15 protein-coding genes are annotated in these 14,235 nt (G+C 62.8%); 6 read left to right on the top strand and 9 right to left on the bottom strand.

The annotated features are described in order from the left end of the window. The first annotated feature begins 7 nt into the window (after positions 1 to 7). From ACZY0Q_RS01170 to ACZY0Q_RS01150, 5 genes are all read left to right on the top strand, one after another. The gene (locus tag ACZY0Q_RS01170; protein ID WP_463913684.1) at positions 8 to 1,132 is read left to right on the top strand and encodes a cupin domain-containing protein; all 1,125 of its coding nucleotides are present in this window, start codon (positions 8 to 10) and stop codon (positions 1,130 to 1,132) included. Then, on the top strand, positions 1,129 to 1,971 hold the full coding sequence (locus tag ACZY0Q_RS01165) for a fumarylacetoacetate hydrolase family protein (protein ID WP_463913681.1): 843 nt from the start codon (positions 1,129 to 1,131) through the stop codon (positions 1,969 to 1,971). The genes ACZY0Q_RS01170 and ACZY0Q_RS01165 overlap by 4 nt, the downstream gene beginning before the upstream one ends. Next, positions 1,971 to 2,720, top strand: coding sequence for a maleylpyruvate isomerase family mycothiol-dependent enzyme (locus ACZY0Q_RS01160; protein WP_463913678.1), 750 nt, complete (start codon positions 1,971 to 1,973; stop codon positions 2,718 to 2,720). The genes ACZY0Q_RS01165 and ACZY0Q_RS01160 overlap by 1 nt, the downstream gene beginning before the upstream one ends. A gap of 26 nt (positions 2,721 to 2,746) precedes the next feature. Next, positions 2,747 to 3,316 (top strand): adenylate kinase, encoded by a 570-nt coding sequence (locus ACZY0Q_RS01155; protein ID WP_463916205.1) that lies wholly within the window; start codon positions 2,747 to 2,749, stop codon positions 3,314 to 3,316. A 165-nt stretch (positions 3,317 to 3,481) separates the two neighbouring features. Next, a complete protein-coding gene (locus ACZY0Q_RS01150) occupies positions 3,482 to 3,682 on the top strand; it encodes a luciferase domain-containing protein (RefSeq protein WP_463913675.1) in 201 nt (66 codons plus the stop codon). A 111-nt stretch (positions 3,683 to 3,793) separates the two neighbouring features. Here ACZY0Q_RS01150 and ACZY0Q_RS01145 read toward each other — a convergent pair whose 3' ends face one another. From ACZY0Q_RS01145 to ACZY0Q_RS01115, 7 genes are all read right to left on the bottom strand, one after another. Beyond that, positions 3,794 to 3,958: a hypothetical protein gene (locus ACZY0Q_RS01145; protein ID WP_463913672.1), complete on the bottom strand. Its 165-nt coding sequence runs from the start codon at positions 3,956 to 3,958 to the stop codon at positions 3,794 to 3,796. A 719-nt stretch (positions 3,959 to 4,677) separates the two neighbouring features. Then, complete coding sequence (locus ACZY0Q_RS01140; protein ID WP_463913670.1) at positions 4,678 to 5,856, bottom strand: amidohydrolase; 1,179 nt, start codon at positions 5,854 to 5,856, stop codon at positions 4,678 to 4,680. Then, positions 5,838 to 6,950, bottom strand: a complete 1,113-nt coding sequence (locus ACZY0Q_RS01135; protein WP_463913668.1) for a mandelate racemase/muconate lactonizing enzyme family protein — start codon at positions 6,948 to 6,950, stop codon at positions 5,838 to 5,840. The genes ACZY0Q_RS01140 and ACZY0Q_RS01135 overlap by 19 nt, the downstream gene beginning before the upstream one ends. Before the next feature lie 65 nt (positions 6,951 to 7,015). Next, the gene (locus ACZY0Q_RS01130) at positions 7,016 to 7,825 is read right to left on the bottom strand and encodes an amino acid ABC transporter ATP-binding protein (RefSeq protein WP_463913665.1); all 810 of its coding nucleotides are present in this window, start codon (positions 7,823 to 7,825) and stop codon (positions 7,016 to 7,018) included. After that, the gene (locus tag ACZY0Q_RS01125) at positions 7,822 to 8,814 is read right to left on the bottom strand and encodes an amino acid ABC transporter permease (RefSeq protein WP_463913662.1); all 993 of its coding nucleotides are present in this window, start codon (positions 8,812 to 8,814) and stop codon (positions 7,822 to 7,824) included. The genes ACZY0Q_RS01130 and ACZY0Q_RS01125 overlap by 4 nt, the downstream gene beginning before the upstream one ends. After that, positions 8,811 to 9,752, bottom strand: coding sequence for an ABC transporter substrate-binding protein (locus ACZY0Q_RS01120; RefSeq protein ID WP_463913660.1), 942 nt, complete (start codon positions 9,750 to 9,752; stop codon positions 8,811 to 8,813). The genes ACZY0Q_RS01125 and ACZY0Q_RS01120 overlap by 4 nt, the downstream gene beginning before the upstream one ends. A gap of 20 nt (positions 9,753 to 9,772) precedes the next feature. Next, positions 9,773 to 10,639, bottom strand: coding sequence for a GNAT family N-acetyltransferase (locus tag ACZY0Q_RS01115; protein ID WP_463913657.1), 867 nt, complete (start codon positions 10,637 to 10,639; stop codon positions 9,773 to 9,775). Between the two features lie 104 nt (positions 10,640 to 10,743). On the opposite strand from ACZY0Q_RS01115, the gene ACZY0Q_RS01110 reads away from it, so the two are divergent. Continuing rightward, the gene (locus ACZY0Q_RS01110; protein ID WP_463913654.1) at positions 10,744 to 12,342 is read left to right on the top strand and encodes a PucR family transcriptional regulator; all 1,599 of its coding nucleotides are present in this window, start codon (positions 10,744 to 10,746) and stop codon (positions 12,340 to 12,342) included. Positions 12,343 to 12,579: 237 nt separating this feature from the next. Here ACZY0Q_RS01110 and ACZY0Q_RS01105 read toward each other — a convergent pair whose 3' ends face one another. Beyond that, on the bottom strand, positions 12,580 to 13,611 hold the full coding sequence (locus ACZY0Q_RS01105) for an ornithine cyclodeaminase (protein WP_463913651.1): 1,032 nt from the start codon (positions 13,609 to 13,611) through the stop codon (positions 12,580 to 12,582). Positions 13,612 to 13,782: 171 nt separating this feature from the next. After that, a complete protein-coding gene (locus ACZY0Q_RS01100) occupies positions 13,783 to 14,214 on the bottom strand; it encodes an Lrp/AsnC family transcriptional regulator (RefSeq protein WP_463913648.1) in 432 nt (143 codons plus the stop codon). Between the last annotated feature and the right edge of the window lie 21 nt (positions 14,215 to 14,235).

The raw sequence follows: 14,235 nt of genomic DNA, 5'->3' as shown, positions 1-14,235 counted from the left end.
GATTGCCATGACTGAGAACCTGACGCATGAATCCGTGGCTGCCAACCACTCCGTGCCGGAGCCGTCCCCGGAGGAGGCTGCCCAGCTCGAGCAGCTGTACCGTGACTTCGAGGCCGAGAACCTGATTCCGCTGTGGACGGAAATCGGCGATCTGATGCCGATGGTCCCGACGCCGAAGGCGGTACCGCACGTGTGGCGGTGGAACGACCTGTACCCCCTGGCCGCACGTGCCGGTGACCTGGTTCCCGTGGGCCGCGGCGGGGAACGCCGCGCAATCGCCTTGGCCAACCCGGGCCTGTCCGGCACACCCTACGCCACGCCCACGCTCTGGGCCGCGATCCAGTACCTGGGTGCCCGCGAGACCGCACCGGAGCACCGCCACTCCCAAAACGCATTCCGGTTCGTCGTCGAGGGCGAGGGGGTCTGGACTGTGGTGAATGGCGATCCGGTGCGCATGTCCCGTGGTGACTTCCTGCTCACACCGGGGTGGAACTTCCACGGCCACCACAACGACACCGACTCCCCGATGGCCTGGATCGATGGCCTGGACATCCCGTTTGTGCACTACGCCGACGCCGGGTTCTTCGAGTTCGGCACCGAACGCGTCACCGACGAAGCCACCCCGGATATTTCCCGGTCCGAGCGGCTCTGGGCCCACCCCGGCCTCCGGCCGCTCTCGGGCCTGGATGACACCACTAGCTCCCCCATCGCCGCGTATCGGTGGGAATACACGGACAGGGCATTGACCGAGCAGCTGCTGCTCGAGGATGAAGGCCACCCCGCCACTGTCTCTCAGGGTCACGCCGCCGTCCGGTATACGAACCCGACCACCGGCGGGGACGTGATGCCCACCATCCGGGCCGAATTCCACCGCCTCCGCGCCGGCGCCACCACCGAAGCCGTCCGCGAAGTCGGCTCCAGCGTCTGGCAGGTCTTCGAGGGCTCCGGCACGGTGGTCCTGGATGGCGAGACCAAGGTCTTGGCCAAGGGCGACCTCTTCGTAGTCCCATCCTGGGCGGCATGGTCGCTGCAGGCCGACACCCAGTTTGATTTGTTCCGGTTCAGCGACGCCCCCATTTTCGAACGCCTGAACTTCAACCGCACCTACACCGAAGGACGCAACAACGCATGAGACTCCTCACCCTCCGCACCGAAACCGGCACCGGCAGCAGCACCAACACCGTGGCGGTCCGCCAGGACGGCGATACCCTCACCGAGATCGACGGGTTCACCGACGTCGGGGCCCTCCTGAAGGACCCCGCTTGGGAAACCACCGCGAAGGCCGCCAACGGCGCAACCCATGCCCTCGACGGCGCTGACCTCGCCGCCGTCGTCCCCTCCCCCGGCAAGATCATCTGCGTGGGCCACAACTACCGCAACCACATCAAGGAAATGGGGAGGGAAGTCCCCGAGTACCCCACCCTGTTCGCCAAGTACGCCGAGTCCTTGATCGGCCCAAATGACGACCTGGCCCTGCCGCAGGAATCCGACTCCGTGGACTGGGAAGCCGAACTCGCCGTGGTCATCGGCAAGAAGGGTCGCCGGATCGGCGAAGCTGACGCAGCAGACCACATTGCCGGTTACGCGGTCCTGAACGATGTGTCCATGCGTGACTACCAGTTCCGCACCATCCAGTGGCTGCAGGGCAAGACCTGGGAGAAGTCCACCCCGTTCGGCCCCGCCCTGGTCACTAAAGACGAGTTCACCGCCGGCCCGCTGATGACCAGCGCCGTGGACGGGGACATCCAGCAGCAGACCCCCACATCCGATCTGGTCTTCACCCCCGAATTCCTGGTCTCCTACATCTCCACCATCATCACCCTGAACCCGGGTGACGTCATCGCCACCGGCACCCCTGGCGGGGTGGGCCACGCCCAGGACCCCAAGCGCTACCTGCAGGAAGGCCAGGTCCTGGTCACAACCATCGAAGGGCTCGGACAGTTGAAGAACCGCGTGGTCAAGGAAGCCTGATGGTCGCCCGCCACGACCAAACCACCGACCCGGCGCTCCTGCAGTCCTTGCTGCAGGCGCGCCGGGGCACCGCGTTCTTTGCCCGCAAACTCAACGAACTTTCCGACGCAGAGCTCGACGGCGGCACCCTCCTTCCCGGCTGGACCCGCCGGTACTTGGTGGCACATGTCGGTTACAACGCCCGCGCTGTCGCCCGCCTGGTCGAATGGGCAGCCACCGGGGTGGAGACACCGATGTATGCCTCCCCCGAGGCCCGAAACCACGAGATCGAGTTCGGCGCCACGCTCTCCCCGATCGCGTTGCGGCACCTTTTTGACCACTCTGCGGTGCACCTGAACGTTGAATGGCGCGACCTGCCGGCCGATGCCTGGCACCACAAAGTTAAGACCGCCCAAGGGCGGATCGTTCCGGCTGAGGAAACGGTGTGGATGCGTACCCGGGAAGTCTGGATGCACGCCGTGGACCTGAATAACGGAGCCACCTTTAGTGACATCCCGGCCCCTGTCTTGGAACGGCTGCTCGAGGACATCACCGGCGCTTGGAAAACCCGGGGCACTGATGCCGGGCTGCTTGTCAAAGTCACAGGCACGGATTCGGCGTTCGGCGACGCCAGTGCCACTGACCCGACGGTCGTCACCGGTGCCCTGGCAGGCGTCGTCCGATGGGCGGCTGGCCGCGGCACCGGTGGTGTGGAGCTTGTCGGGTCGGGCGTCAACAGTACTGTGCCGGCCGCGCCCAAGTGGATCTAGGCCGAAGGGCTTTTGCGATGACGAGAATGTTGATTATTGGACCTCCCGGTTCCGGAAAAGGAACGCAGGCTGAGCGGATTTCCGAGCGCCTCGGCGTTGTTGCGATTTCCACAGGCGATATCTTCCGGGCCAACGTGAAGGGTGAAACACCGCTGGGCGTCGAAGCCAAGAAGTACATGGACGCCGGCGACTTCGTCCCGGACAGCGTCACCAACAAAATGGTTCGGGACCGCCTCAGCGAAGCCGACGTCGAAAGCGGGTTCCTGCTGGACGGGTACCCCCGCACCGCCGCCCAGGTGGACTACCTCGACGAGATCCTCGCCAAGGGCGAAGAGAAGCTCGACGTCGTCCTGCAGCTGACTGCCGACGATGAGGAACTGGTCCACCGGCTCTTCGGCCGGGCCAAGGAAACGGGCCGGAGCGACGACAACGAAGCCGTCATCCGCCACCGCCTTGACCTCTACCACGAGCAGACTGAGGCAGTGGTGGCAAAGTACGCCGAGCGCGGCATCCTCACCCAGGTTGACGGCATCGGCGGCATCGATGAAGTCACCGATCGCGTCATGCAGGCCATCAAGGCAGCACAAGCAGTTTAGCCAGCTCCCTCCAAGCCTTAGTTTTCTCGGCTCCGTATGGCTGAATGGAGGAGGCGCTTCGAAGCATCCGGCTGAGTCGGAAACCAAGAACGGCGCCCGGGACCCGCTTTTGCGGGTTCCGGGCGCATCTTTTTCTTGTGGGCTGGCTGCTTGTTAGGCGAGGGCTTGCCGCCGACGCTGAGCCGCGACGCAATTACTAAGGGATGGTCCGTCGCCCACCCCCTGGCGGGCATCAGCCTCGCCCGTGGAATGGTCATGATCTACGGACCACGGAATATCACCGAAGTCGACATCGTCACCGCCGTCGTCCATGCCAGCTTCGCGTACGCCAGTGCCTCCTTCCCCGCCAGCGACAAGATCGCCTGAGCTGGCGCTTTGCCAAGTCCGCAGACCAAAAATCACGCCAGGGTTGTTCTTGATGGTTTTGGAAGACCTGCCTTTGGACTGCATCGATTTGATCCAGTACGTCAGATGCCGTTAGTCAAGCTTGTCCAACGGGATATGCCCAATGACGTCGGCGATGTGCAGCTTCAACATGGTCTGATACGTGTGCACCGTGCCAACGGAAGGCCGGACCAGAAGGTCGAGGTGCTCTTGAATCGCGGCCGCCACGGTGGGCGCTTTGGATTGGTTCGCAAGCATTGCGTGCTGGGCAATCTCAAATGATTGGTTGTTGGCGTCGAGGAGGCGCTGCAGCGTGCGGGCCTCAGCCGAGGTGGCGAGGGTGATCCCCTCTTACTTTCGCGTCTCGGGGTTCCGCCAGCGGACCGCATAGGACGTGGATCCGTCCGATTTTTTTCGTTCCCGAATGCTGGCCAGACCCAAAATTCTAGGCTTTGTGTGCACAGAAATCGGGCTTTTGTGCGCAGCTTGGAGGCCTAAAAGCCACCTGACCTGGGGAAACACTGTACCCGAGGTGGGACTCGAACCGGGTTCCAGCCCTTGAATTTCCGCCACTCCCCCGAAAACCTCCGCAATCCGGCCCAGTCCGGCGCCGGTACGGCCCAGTCCGTGACCCAGGGTGTGGACACTGTCCACACCCCTTTTTCTGTCTCACGGCGGTAGCACCGGAGCAGGAGAGGACACCCCCGCCGTCGCTCGGCTCCCTGCCTTTCCCGCTCCAAGTCCACGGGTCAGCGGCGACAGCCCGCGCCCAATCAGCGTCTTCGTCTGCTTCAAGAATCGCAATCACGGCCATCTACCTCCTTTCCGTCATCTCATGGCGCAACCGGCAAGAACCGACATGACGCCGCCCCAACAAAGTCTTCACACCGATATTGATCTCCCAATGCCGGCTCGAAACTGTTTCTCAGCGGCGGTGATACGCCGCCGCAATTCCGGCTCAACGACGGGCAGAAGACTCAGGCAGCGGAGGTTCTTGGACAAGCTATGGAACGGGCGACAGCTGATGGTGCCGCAGCGCGGCTGCAGGCTTCTATGAGAACGCCGACGGCGCGTTCCAACGCCGCTGCTTCGAAGGTCATGGAGGGGTGATGCAGCCCGGGTCGGACGTTTGCGCCGACGGCAAGCATGGCAGCCTGGAGCGCGGGGTTCCTTTGGGTGTAGAAGTGGAAGTCATCCGATCCTGAGGTCACAATTCCGGGCTGCAGGTGATCGCTGCCTAATGTCGCGGTGATGGCAGATGCGAGGGCATCTTCAGCTTTGATTCCGATGATGGCCGCGGGCACGGCGTCCCGGAAGTCGAGGTTGATTTCCGAGCCGGTTACGGCAGCCACTGTCTGGCACACCCCGACGAGGCCAGTGTGGAGCGTCGACATAGCTTCATTTGTTTGAGCTCGAAGGTCCACACCGAAGGTGCCGCTGCCCGGGATGACATTGAGGTTCCCTCCGCCGGCCTGCAGCAGGGTCATCTTGGCGGAGCTGGGGACCTGCGGATCGACCTTGAGACGCTTGAGCCCTGCCGAAATTTCGAGTGCCACCTCGACGGCGTTAGCCCCGAGGTGCGGTCTTGCCCCGTGGTGGTCATCTCCTGTGATCGTGCCGTACGCAAAGAGGCATGCACCATGCGAGATGGACGGGGCCAGGAAGGGTGCCGGAAGTTCACTTTCCGGGCGCAGGTGAACACCGAACAGGTACTCCAGGCCGTCCGTTACGCCGAGGGCTGCCACGAGGTCTGCCCCGTTGCCGAGTTCCTCGGCTGGTTGGAAGATGGCGCGCACTGCGCATTTCAGCTGGTCTGCCTGTTCCGCCAGTTCGAGCATCACGGTAGCGACAACGGCCATGTTCGCGTCGTGCCCGCAGGAGTGGACAGCCGCAGTTGTTCCCGCTACTTCCTGCACCAGTGCGTCCATGTCTGCCCTGAGGCCGATGCGCGGCGTGCCTTGTCCAACATCGGCGGTGAAGCCGGGAATGGCCCCGAACTTGCCGATGGTCAAACCTGCAGTTCCCAGCAGTTCGGCCAGGTACTCCGAGGTGCCGTACTCCTTCATGCTGGGTTCGGGGTGGTTGTGCAAGTGTGTCCATATTTCCTGAAGACGACGACGGCGCGTCTCTTCGCGGGTCACCGGCTGATTTCGCATTCGCTCACGGACAGCTCCGCCAGAACGTCCCGGTCGACGTCGATGCCCAGGCCCGGTCCCTCTGTGATGTGCACTTCGGGCAGGACGTACTGAAGGTTCCCGGGTTCCTTGGTGAATTTCATGGGGCCGGAGAGCTCGGTGGAGACGATGTTGGGGTGGCTGAGAGCGAGATGGAATCCGGCGGCGGAGGCGATGCTGGTTTCCAGCATGGAGCCGATCTGGACTTTCAGGCCGCCGAGTTCAGCCTGGGTGGCCAGGCGGTGACAGGGGGTGATGCCGCCGCTTTTCATGAGTTTGAGGTTCACCATGTCCACTGATCGGTCGTGGACGAACCGGGCCAGGTCGCCGGCATGGACTACGGACTCGTCGGCCATGAGACAAGTGCTGGTGTCCTGGCGGAGGAGCCTGAAGCCGTCGATGTCATCGGCCAGGATCGGCTGTTCCACCCAGTCGATCCGATAGGGCTCCAGGGCTCGGATCATGGCCCGTGCTGTGACTGGATCGGACCAGCCCTGGTTGGCGTCCACACGGATGGCCAAGTCGTCATTGATCGCTGACCGGACAGCGCGCACCCGTTCAATGTCCAAGCCGTCGTCGCCGCCCAATTTCATCTTCAGGTGGCGGTAGCCTTGGCTTCGGGCCTGGACTGCCTGTTCGGCGAGGACCCCTGGTGGAAGGATACTCAGGACCTTAGCGATGGTGGGTTGTTCGGGCCGGCGTCCGCCCAACAGCGCGTAGATCGGCCGGCCGGCAGCCTTTCCTGCCAAGTCCCAGCAGGCGATGTCGACAGCCGCTTTCGCGGCACCGCAGCCTTTGAGTGCGCGGTTTAGTTGCTGGTGGACTGCCGTGATATCCCTTGGGTCCAGTCCCAGGATCGCTGGGATGAGTTCGGTCTTGAGTGCCTCGACCACTCCCCCGGGTGTCTCTCCGGTGATGTGTCCGTCCGGGACACTTTCGCCGTAGCCGATCGTTCCGTCGTCGGTTTCGAGGGCAAGTATGATGCTCGGCATTGAGTCATAGGTGGCATAGGAGACCACAAAGGGTTCCAGCAAGGGAACATCGATGAGGGTGATGGTGGCGCGGGAAATTTTCATTGAGGGGCTCACTGTTCGTGGGATGTGGACGCCGCTGGTGCGCCGGGTTTGTAGGGACCGGATCCTTACATGACGCTTTCGAGGAAGGCGATAGTCCGCGGGTTTTGCGGGTTGTCCAGCACATCGGCGGGGGCGCCGGATTCCACCACAACGCCGCCGTCCATGAAGACGACACTGTCCCCGGCGCCGCGGGCGAAGCCGATCTCGTGGGTGACGACGATCATGGTCATCCCGTCAGCGGCCAGGGTGCGCATCACGTCCAAGACGTCGCCGACCAGTTCCGGATCAAGGGCGCTGGTGGGCTCATCGAACAGGAGGAGCTGCGGATCCATCGCCAGGGCCCGGGCGATGGCAACCCGCTGCTGTTGCCCGCCGGAGAGTTGCGCGGGATAGGCCTTTGCCAGGTGCGCGAGGCCGACACGGTCCAGTAGCTCCATTCCCCGCTTGATGGCATGTTGCTTCGGTACTTTCTTGACCCCTACCGGGGCTGCCCAGATGTTTTCCAGGGCGGTCATGTGGGGGAAGAGGTTGAAGCGCTGGAACACCATTCCGATGCCGCTGCGTTGCTTTGCCACTTCGCGGGGGTTCATTTCGAAGATCCGGTCCTGGCGCTGCGCGTAGCCGACCAGTTCGCCTCCCACCGAGATCCTGCCGCCGTCGATCCGTTCCAGGTGGTTGATGCAACGCAGGAAGGTGGATTTGCCGGAGCCGGACGGGCCGAGGAGGCACATGACTTCACCAGCATTGACAGAGAGAGAAATGCCTTTCAGTACTTCGACTCCGCCGTAGTGCTTACGGACGTTGGTGGCGACCAGGAGCGACCGGGCGGGCGCGGGGAGTTCCTGATGCCGTGGGAAGGCCAGTGCCTCGGTCATGGCTGGGGTCCTTTCGATACGGCGTGGATCGGGGTTTTGCGCAGGGCGGCCCGGATCCTGCCCAGGGGGGTGGGGCTTTGCTGACGGGCGTTGCCCCTGCCATAGTGGCGTTCCAGGTAGTACTGGGGAACGGATAGCACCGAGGTGAGGAAGAGGTACCAGCAGCTGACCACTACTAGAAGCTCCACCTGCCGCAGGTTCTGGGATGAGATCTGGGTGGCGACGGTGTAAAGCTCCAGCACCGCGATGACGGAGAGCAGCGACGTGTTTTTCAGCATCGAGATCGTCTCGTTGCCCATCGGCGGGATGATGACCCGCATCGCTTGCGGGAGCACCACCCTGAAGAGGGTGAAGGCCGGGGACATCCCCAGGGAAGATGCGGCCTCATGCTGACCGGTGTCCACGGAGAGCATGCCGCCCCGGATGATCTCGGCCGAGTACGCGGCCTGGTTCAGGGTCATGGCCAGGAGACCGGCGGTGAACGCAGGCACCAGCGTGTTGGTGTCCACGGAAAATACGGTGAAGTCGGTAAACGGAACGCCGAGAGAGATCTGCGCATAGAGCAGCCCCAGATAGCCCCAAAAAACGACCTGGATCAGCAGCGGTGTACCCCGGAAGACCCAGACGTAGAACCAAGCGAAAGCATTCATCACGGGATTCCTGGAAAGCCGCATGACTGCCAGCAGGACGCCCAGGATGGTGGATACCACCATGGAGACCACAGTAAGCAGAAGTGTGAGGCCTATGCCGCCGAGGATACGAGGGTGAAATAGGTAGCTGCTGATCGTCCGGTGGTCGATGTTGGGGTTGGCCCACAGCGAAGATGCCAGAGCTGCGAAGCTGATGCCCAGCAATGCTGCCCCTACCCAGCGCCAGGGGTGTCGAAGTGGAACGGCCACGACGTCATCTGAACCGGCGCCGTCGGTGGGGTGCGGGCCTGCCGGTGGCGGTCCTTCCCGCCGCGGCGCTATTGTGGTGCCCTGTTTCATGGTTTGGTTCCCCCCAGGTTCAGTCCGGCTTGCTTGACGCTGTAGTCGGAGAGGTCGTATTTGGCCAGGATGCGGTCATATGTGCCGTCGGCGATGAGCGCCTGGAGGGCTGTCAGGAGGGCTTTGGAAAGTTCCGCATCCTTTTTCAGCACACCGATTCCGGTATGGACGGGGTTGTATCCGGCCGGGTTAGCCGGGTCTCTTACGAGGTCAAAGATCTTGCCGTCACCGGCTGTCTTGGCGGCATACGCCGCCACTGCCGAGTCCACGACGTCGGCGGAGGCCTTCCCTGATCGGACCGCAGTCTGCACGTCCGTCTCCAGCGGGAGTTCCGAAACGCGGATCGGGTTGGATCCCTTGTCTTTGCACTGCTGGTCGTAGCTGCGCAGAATTTCGGCCTGAACGGTTGCCTTCTGCACTGCGACGTCCTTGTCGCATAGGTCAAGGGCTGTGGTGATGTTCTTAGGATTGCCCTCGGGTACAAGAATGGAGAATCCCGCGTGGAAGTAGTCAACGAAATCCAGGGATTCCTGCCGCTCGGGGGTGTCGTTCATCCCCGACATGATGATGTCGTTCTTACCCGACTGCAGTGAGGGGATGATGCTGTCGAACGCCTGGGTCTGCAGCTCAAGCTTCACCCCGAGCTTCGCACCCAGAGCCTGGGCCAGGTCGAAGTCCAGACCGGTTAGTTGCTGATTTTCATCGAACATCTCCATGGGTGGATACGGGATGTCCGAGGCCACCTTGATTACCCCGGCGGCCTTGTACCGTTCGGGAAGGGCGGCTGCGGCGGCGGGGTCGACATCGGCTGCGGAAAAAGTCTTCACCTCCGCGGCCGAGGTTGATCCTGCCCCGCACGCCGTTAGTCCTGAGGCGAGGGCCAGCCCGGCAGCGGCGAAGACTGTTCGGGCCTTGACTGCACGATAATTGGTACGCATTGGTGCTCCTTTGGGGTGGGTTATGCCTGGTCGGTGGTGGTCAGCCGGTACCAGCCGCTGCGTGTCACGCCGGAGGCCATATAGCCCGAGGCAAGGGCGGGTTCCAGGATCCCGCGGAGCACGCTCCGCCACTGGCTGGCCTGTTCTGGAGCCGTGGCCCTCAACGCGACAATGTCCCGGGGTGCCCGGCACCAGATCGTGCCCTCCGCTTCAAGGAGAACCGGCTGTTGATCCGGCCCGTACTCCAGCACGTTTCCCACGGCGGCAGCGCTCAGTTCCAAATCCTGAATTAGGCCGTGGCTGGCATCGATGCTTCGCGCTGAGGACAGCGGCCAGACTGCGACCAGCCGGTCGCTCTCGTCATTGGCGTTGATCTCATCCTGCATCTCGCCATAGAAATTTTGGGCATATTCGGACGCCACTGCCCCGAGCTTGGTCAGGTTGAAGCGTGCGTTCCTGCTGACCAGCGGGTCGAAAGTCCACGTCATCGATTCGATGCCCCGTGCCAGTGACCAGGCCCGCTGGTGCTGTTTCAGGGCAAAGCCGACGCCTTTGTCGCCGGTACCGGGCAGGACCCCGGCGATCAGCGAGTAAGTCGCGCTCCCGCCGGGTGACACAATCCCGACAGCTGCCCCGCAAAGTTGTCCTCCCGGATCGTAGGCAGCGGAAACGTTGCACCCTGCATGCGAAATACTGCGCAACAGGTCGAACGGTATAGGAGCTCCGTGGGGGGACATGCCCCAGATCGCGACGAGGAGACCTTCGACGTCCCGGAGCTGATCGCGGTCATGCTCATCCACCACCAGGACGCCGGCTTTGGCTGCTGCTGCTGCTGCTGCCTCTGCGGCCTGTCGGGCGACGGGTCCAGCTTCAAGTGAAAGTGACATGCGTCAACTATCTGCTGGGCCCCGGGCCACTGGCTTCGGTGCAGACCACGACATTACATGCGAAGCCTTGTGCTCCGCCACAAGAGAGATTAGCTTTATCCCTCGTGGCAACTTCTTCCGGCACCCCCGACAGCATCACTCTCCACGGGCTCCTGCGGCTTCTGGCAAGCCCGGCAGTGGGGCTCCGCTCCCACGGCACGCCGCCGGAGCTCTCGCTGACCAGCCCTGCTTTTTACGATCCCCACACTCCGCTGGAGGGGTTGCCGGGTGCGATCCTTTTGGGCATTGGACTTCACCCTGCAGAACCAGCAACAGCCGGCGTTGTCCGCAGCGCGGCCACAGCAGGCTTTGGCGCGCTGGTCATCAAGCAGTATTCCCAGGATCTGGGTCAAATCATCGCCGTCGCCGATCAGTCGGGTATCGCCCTCCTCGTGGTCGACGACGAGATGGGGTGGCGCCAGTTGGATGCGCTCCTGGACTCGGCGCTCACTGCCTCAGCCGAAGCCGGCAACTCGCTGTCCACGCTGGGCGTTGGCGACCTGTTCGCGTTGGCCAACGCCATCGCCGCCATGGTTGGCGGCGCCACGGCCATTGAGAACCTCCAGGAACAGGTGCTCGCCTACTCGACCCTCGCCCACCAGCCGATTGATGAGGACCGGCGTCAGGGCATCCTGGGGCGCCAGGTTCCCTACCTTCCGGAGAACGCGGGCCAGTATGCCTCTGTTTTCCGTTCCCAGGGCGCGGTCCGCATTGAGGGGGTCCGTCCGGCCCTCGACCGGCTGGCCATAGCAGTCCGGGCAGGCAAAGAGCCGCTCGGCTCTATCTGGGTTGTTGACCCGAACGGTGACCTGGACGTGGTCGCGGAACAGGCATTGGAACGGGCTGCGGATATCGCAGCCCTTCATATGCTGCGAGCACGCAGTGCCCACGACCTGGCCCGCCAACAGCGCGCCGAGCTTCTCCGCAGACTCCTAGAAGGTGGCGACGACGCGGCACTCATCGCGGAACAGCTGGGACTTCGGAACTCCGGGCCGTTCGCGGTCATCGCTTTCCAACCGGACATCGGACAGGCGGCGGAGATGACACTAGTCCGGCTCCTGGACCTTGTCACCACCCAGTGCGAAGCGCACCGCCAAGGGGCGCATTGCGTGCTGGTGGGAACCACCATCTATGCCCTTTTCGCCGACGTCGACCCCGCCTCGTCTGGACCCGTCGAAGCCCTGGCCCGACGGCTCACCGAGCGCTCCCGCGTATCCCTTGCGGTTAACCTGCGAATAGCGGCCGGGTCTGCTGTCCTTGCTGCGTCGGACATCGGCCGGTCGAAGCACGAGGCAGACCTGGTCCTGCTCATGCTCGCTTCCGACCAGAGCTCAATCACCTATGCGAGTGCGCGCGACGTCCGCAGCCGCCTGACGCTGCTCGAACTGGCCGCCCATTTCCGCAAGACACCGCACCTCACATCGGCAGCCGCCAAAAAAATCATGGAATACGACGCCGGCTCAGGAACAGAGTACGCAAAAACGCTGCGGACCTACCTTGACTGTTCCCGGGACTCCGCCCGGACCGCAGCTGAATTGTCTTTGCACCAAAACACGCTCCGGTACCGCCTCAAACGGTTACGCGAACTATTCAACATCGACCTGGACCAGTCTGAGGACACACTCGTGCTCTGGCTAAGCCTTCATGTTCTGGAATTCAACTAAACACACCGGGGTGAGTGACCCGTATGCGGTGCGAATTGACTGTCGGTTCGCGCTCGTGAACGGACTGCACATCGGGAACTAGCGCGATGCGGACTCCACGAGAAAGGGTGTACCTGGCGGAGTCTGGGAGCCTACCCGGCGCCCCTCAAGGCACCGGGAATCGAGGTTTCCGTGCGGGGCCGACCCGCCGCAGGCGGATGTCGATGACCCGGAAGGATCCATGAGGGCATGCCTGGCCTAGCTTCCCACCGGGGACAAGGCGCCCACAAGGCCGAAGAGGTTCTTCGGGTCTTCCGGGTCGGCGACGAGGTCAATGTCTACGAAGAAGTCCGACCCGTCGACTGCGTCTCGGACGTAGCGCAAGGCCGAGAAATCCTCTATGGCGAAGCCGACGGAGTCAAAAATCGTGATCTGTTCCGAGCTGGTGCGCCCCGGTACCTCATCGCTCAAGACTTGCCAGAATTCCGTAACGGCGAAGTCGGCGGGCATTTGCTGGATCTCGCCTTCAATCCGCGTCTGCGGCGTGAACTCTACGAAAACGTCGCCGAGTCCCAGGATGACCGCGTCGAGTTCAGTTTTTCCGGGGCAGTCCCCGCCGATGGCATTGAGGTGGACGCCTGGGGCAATGAGGTCGGCCGTCAGGATGGTGGCGTTGGCCTTGTCAGCGGTACAGGTCGTGATTACGTCTGTTCCCTGCACGGCGTCGGCGGCCGAGGACGCCACCGTGATCTCGAACCCAAGCGGCGCGAGGTTTCGGACAAACTTTTGCGTCGCGGCCGGATCAGTGTCCCACACCCTGAGCGTGTTAATTCCGAGGGCCGCCCGGAAGGCCAAGGCCTGGAACTCAGACTGGCTGCCGGTTCCGATCATGGCCATGCTTGCGGAACCGGGACGGGCAAGATGCTTCGCGACCATACCCGAGGTCGCCGCAGTACGCAGGGCTGTCAGTAAGGTCATCTCTGCCAGGAAGGTGGGATATCCGTTGTGGACGTCCGCCAGGACGCCGAACGCCGTCACTGTTTGGAAACCACGGGCCGGATTTGACGGGTGTCCGTTGACGTACTTGAAGCCATAAGTCTCGTGATCGCTCGTGGGCATCAGTTCGATGACTCCGAATGGGGTGTGGCTGGCCACGCGGGGACTTTTGTCAAAAGACGCCCAGCGGCGGAAATCGTCTTCGAGGTAAACGATCATCTCCGAGATGGTCGTCTCCACTCCCCGGCCGGCAGCCCATTCCACCATGTTGTGAACATCGACAAAACGCGTCATTTGCGCCACTCTTTTCCATTTAGACAACTAATGCCCTCACGGTATGCGGCGTCGATATGCGTCCACAATGACCGAATAGCTCTCTAATCGCCAAAAATATGCGCAGAATGTCAGTTTTTCTGCGCACTTCGCCGGTCTTCGATCGTCGTCTGAAGAGGCGACCTCGGAGCACTATCTGAGTACGGAACTGAGCAACAGGCTGGTCTCGCTGTTGACGATGCCGTCGACTGCGCGGATCCTGCCCAGCACGTTGTCGAACCCGCCGAGGTTTTCGGTGGCCAGCTCCGCTACAAGGTCCCAGCCGCCGTTGGTGGTATGCAGTGCCCGAATTTCGGGGAACCCCCGCAGCTCTCGGATCACCTTGTTGGCAGACCTCCCCTCAACAGCGATCAGGGTGATGGCGCGGATCTCAAGCGGGTCCACTTCGTCACGGACCCTGGCAGTGAAGCCAACGATGGTTCCCGAAGTGAGAAGACGATCGAGCCGGCTGTTCACGGTTGCCCTGGCAACGCCGAGCTTACGGGCGAGGCTGGCCACAGACGCCCGGCCATCCTCACGCAGGGCGGAGAGGAGCAACCGGTCAATATCTGTAAGAGCTGTCATGTACAGAATGTACAACAAGCC

The sequence above is a fragment of the Pseudarthrobacter lactosi genome, assembly GCF_055412785.1.
The sequence above is the reverse complement of the archived record's forward strand: the minus strand, read 5'-3'. Positions and strand labels throughout refer to the sequence as shown.

Excerpts from the sequence above, each read along its gene's own strand:
- ACZY0Q_RS01130 (WP_463913665.1), bottom strand. The coding sequence starts at position 7,825 with ATGACCGAGGCACTGGCCTTCCCACGGCATCAGGAACTCCCCGCGCCC.
- ACZY0Q_RS01170 (WP_463913684.1), top strand. The coding sequence starts at position 8 with ATGACTGAGAACCTGACGCATGAATCCGTGGCTGCCAACCACTCCGTG.
- ACZY0Q_RS01100 (WP_463913648.1), bottom strand. The coding sequence starts at position 14,214 with ATGACAGCTCTTACAGATATTGACCGGTTGCTCCTCTCCGCCCTGCGT.
- ACZY0Q_RS01145 (WP_463913672.1), bottom strand. The coding sequence starts at position 3,958 with ATGCTTGCGAACCAATCCAAAGCGCCCACCGTGGCGGCCGCGATTCAA.
- ACZY0Q_RS01125 (WP_463913662.1), bottom strand. The coding sequence starts at position 8,814 with ATGAAACAGGGCACCACAATAGCGCCGCGGCGGGAAGGACCGCCACCG.
- ACZY0Q_RS01135 (WP_463913668.1), bottom strand. The coding sequence starts at position 6,950 with ATGAAAATTTCCCGCGCCACCATCACCCTCATCGATGTTCCCTTGCTG.
- ACZY0Q_RS01140 (WP_463913670.1), bottom strand. The coding sequence starts at position 5,856 with ATGCGAAATCAGCCGGTGACCCGCGAAGAGACGCGCCGTCGTCGTCTT.
- ACZY0Q_RS01115 (WP_463913657.1), bottom strand. The coding sequence starts at position 10,639 with ATGTCACTTTCACTTGAAGCTGGACCCGTCGCCCGACAGGCCGCAGAG.
- ACZY0Q_RS01155 (WP_463916205.1), top strand. The coding sequence starts at position 2,747 with ATGTTGATTATTGGACCTCCCGGTTCCGGAAAAGGAACGCAGGCTGAG.
- ACZY0Q_RS01120 (WP_463913660.1), bottom strand. The coding sequence starts at position 9,752 with ATGCGTACCAATTATCGTGCAGTCAAGGCCCGAACAGTCTTCGCCGCT.
- ACZY0Q_RS01165 (WP_463913681.1), top strand. The coding sequence starts at position 1,129 with ATGAGACTCCTCACCCTCCGCACCGAAACCGGCACCGGCAGCAGCACC.
- ACZY0Q_RS01160 (WP_463913678.1), top strand. The coding sequence starts at position 1,971 with ATGGTCGCCCGCCACGACCAAACCACCGACCCGGCGCTCCTGCAGTCC.
- ACZY0Q_RS01105 (WP_463913651.1), bottom strand. The coding sequence starts at position 13,611 with ATGACGCGTTTTGTCGATGTTCACAACATGGTGGAATGGGCTGCCGGC.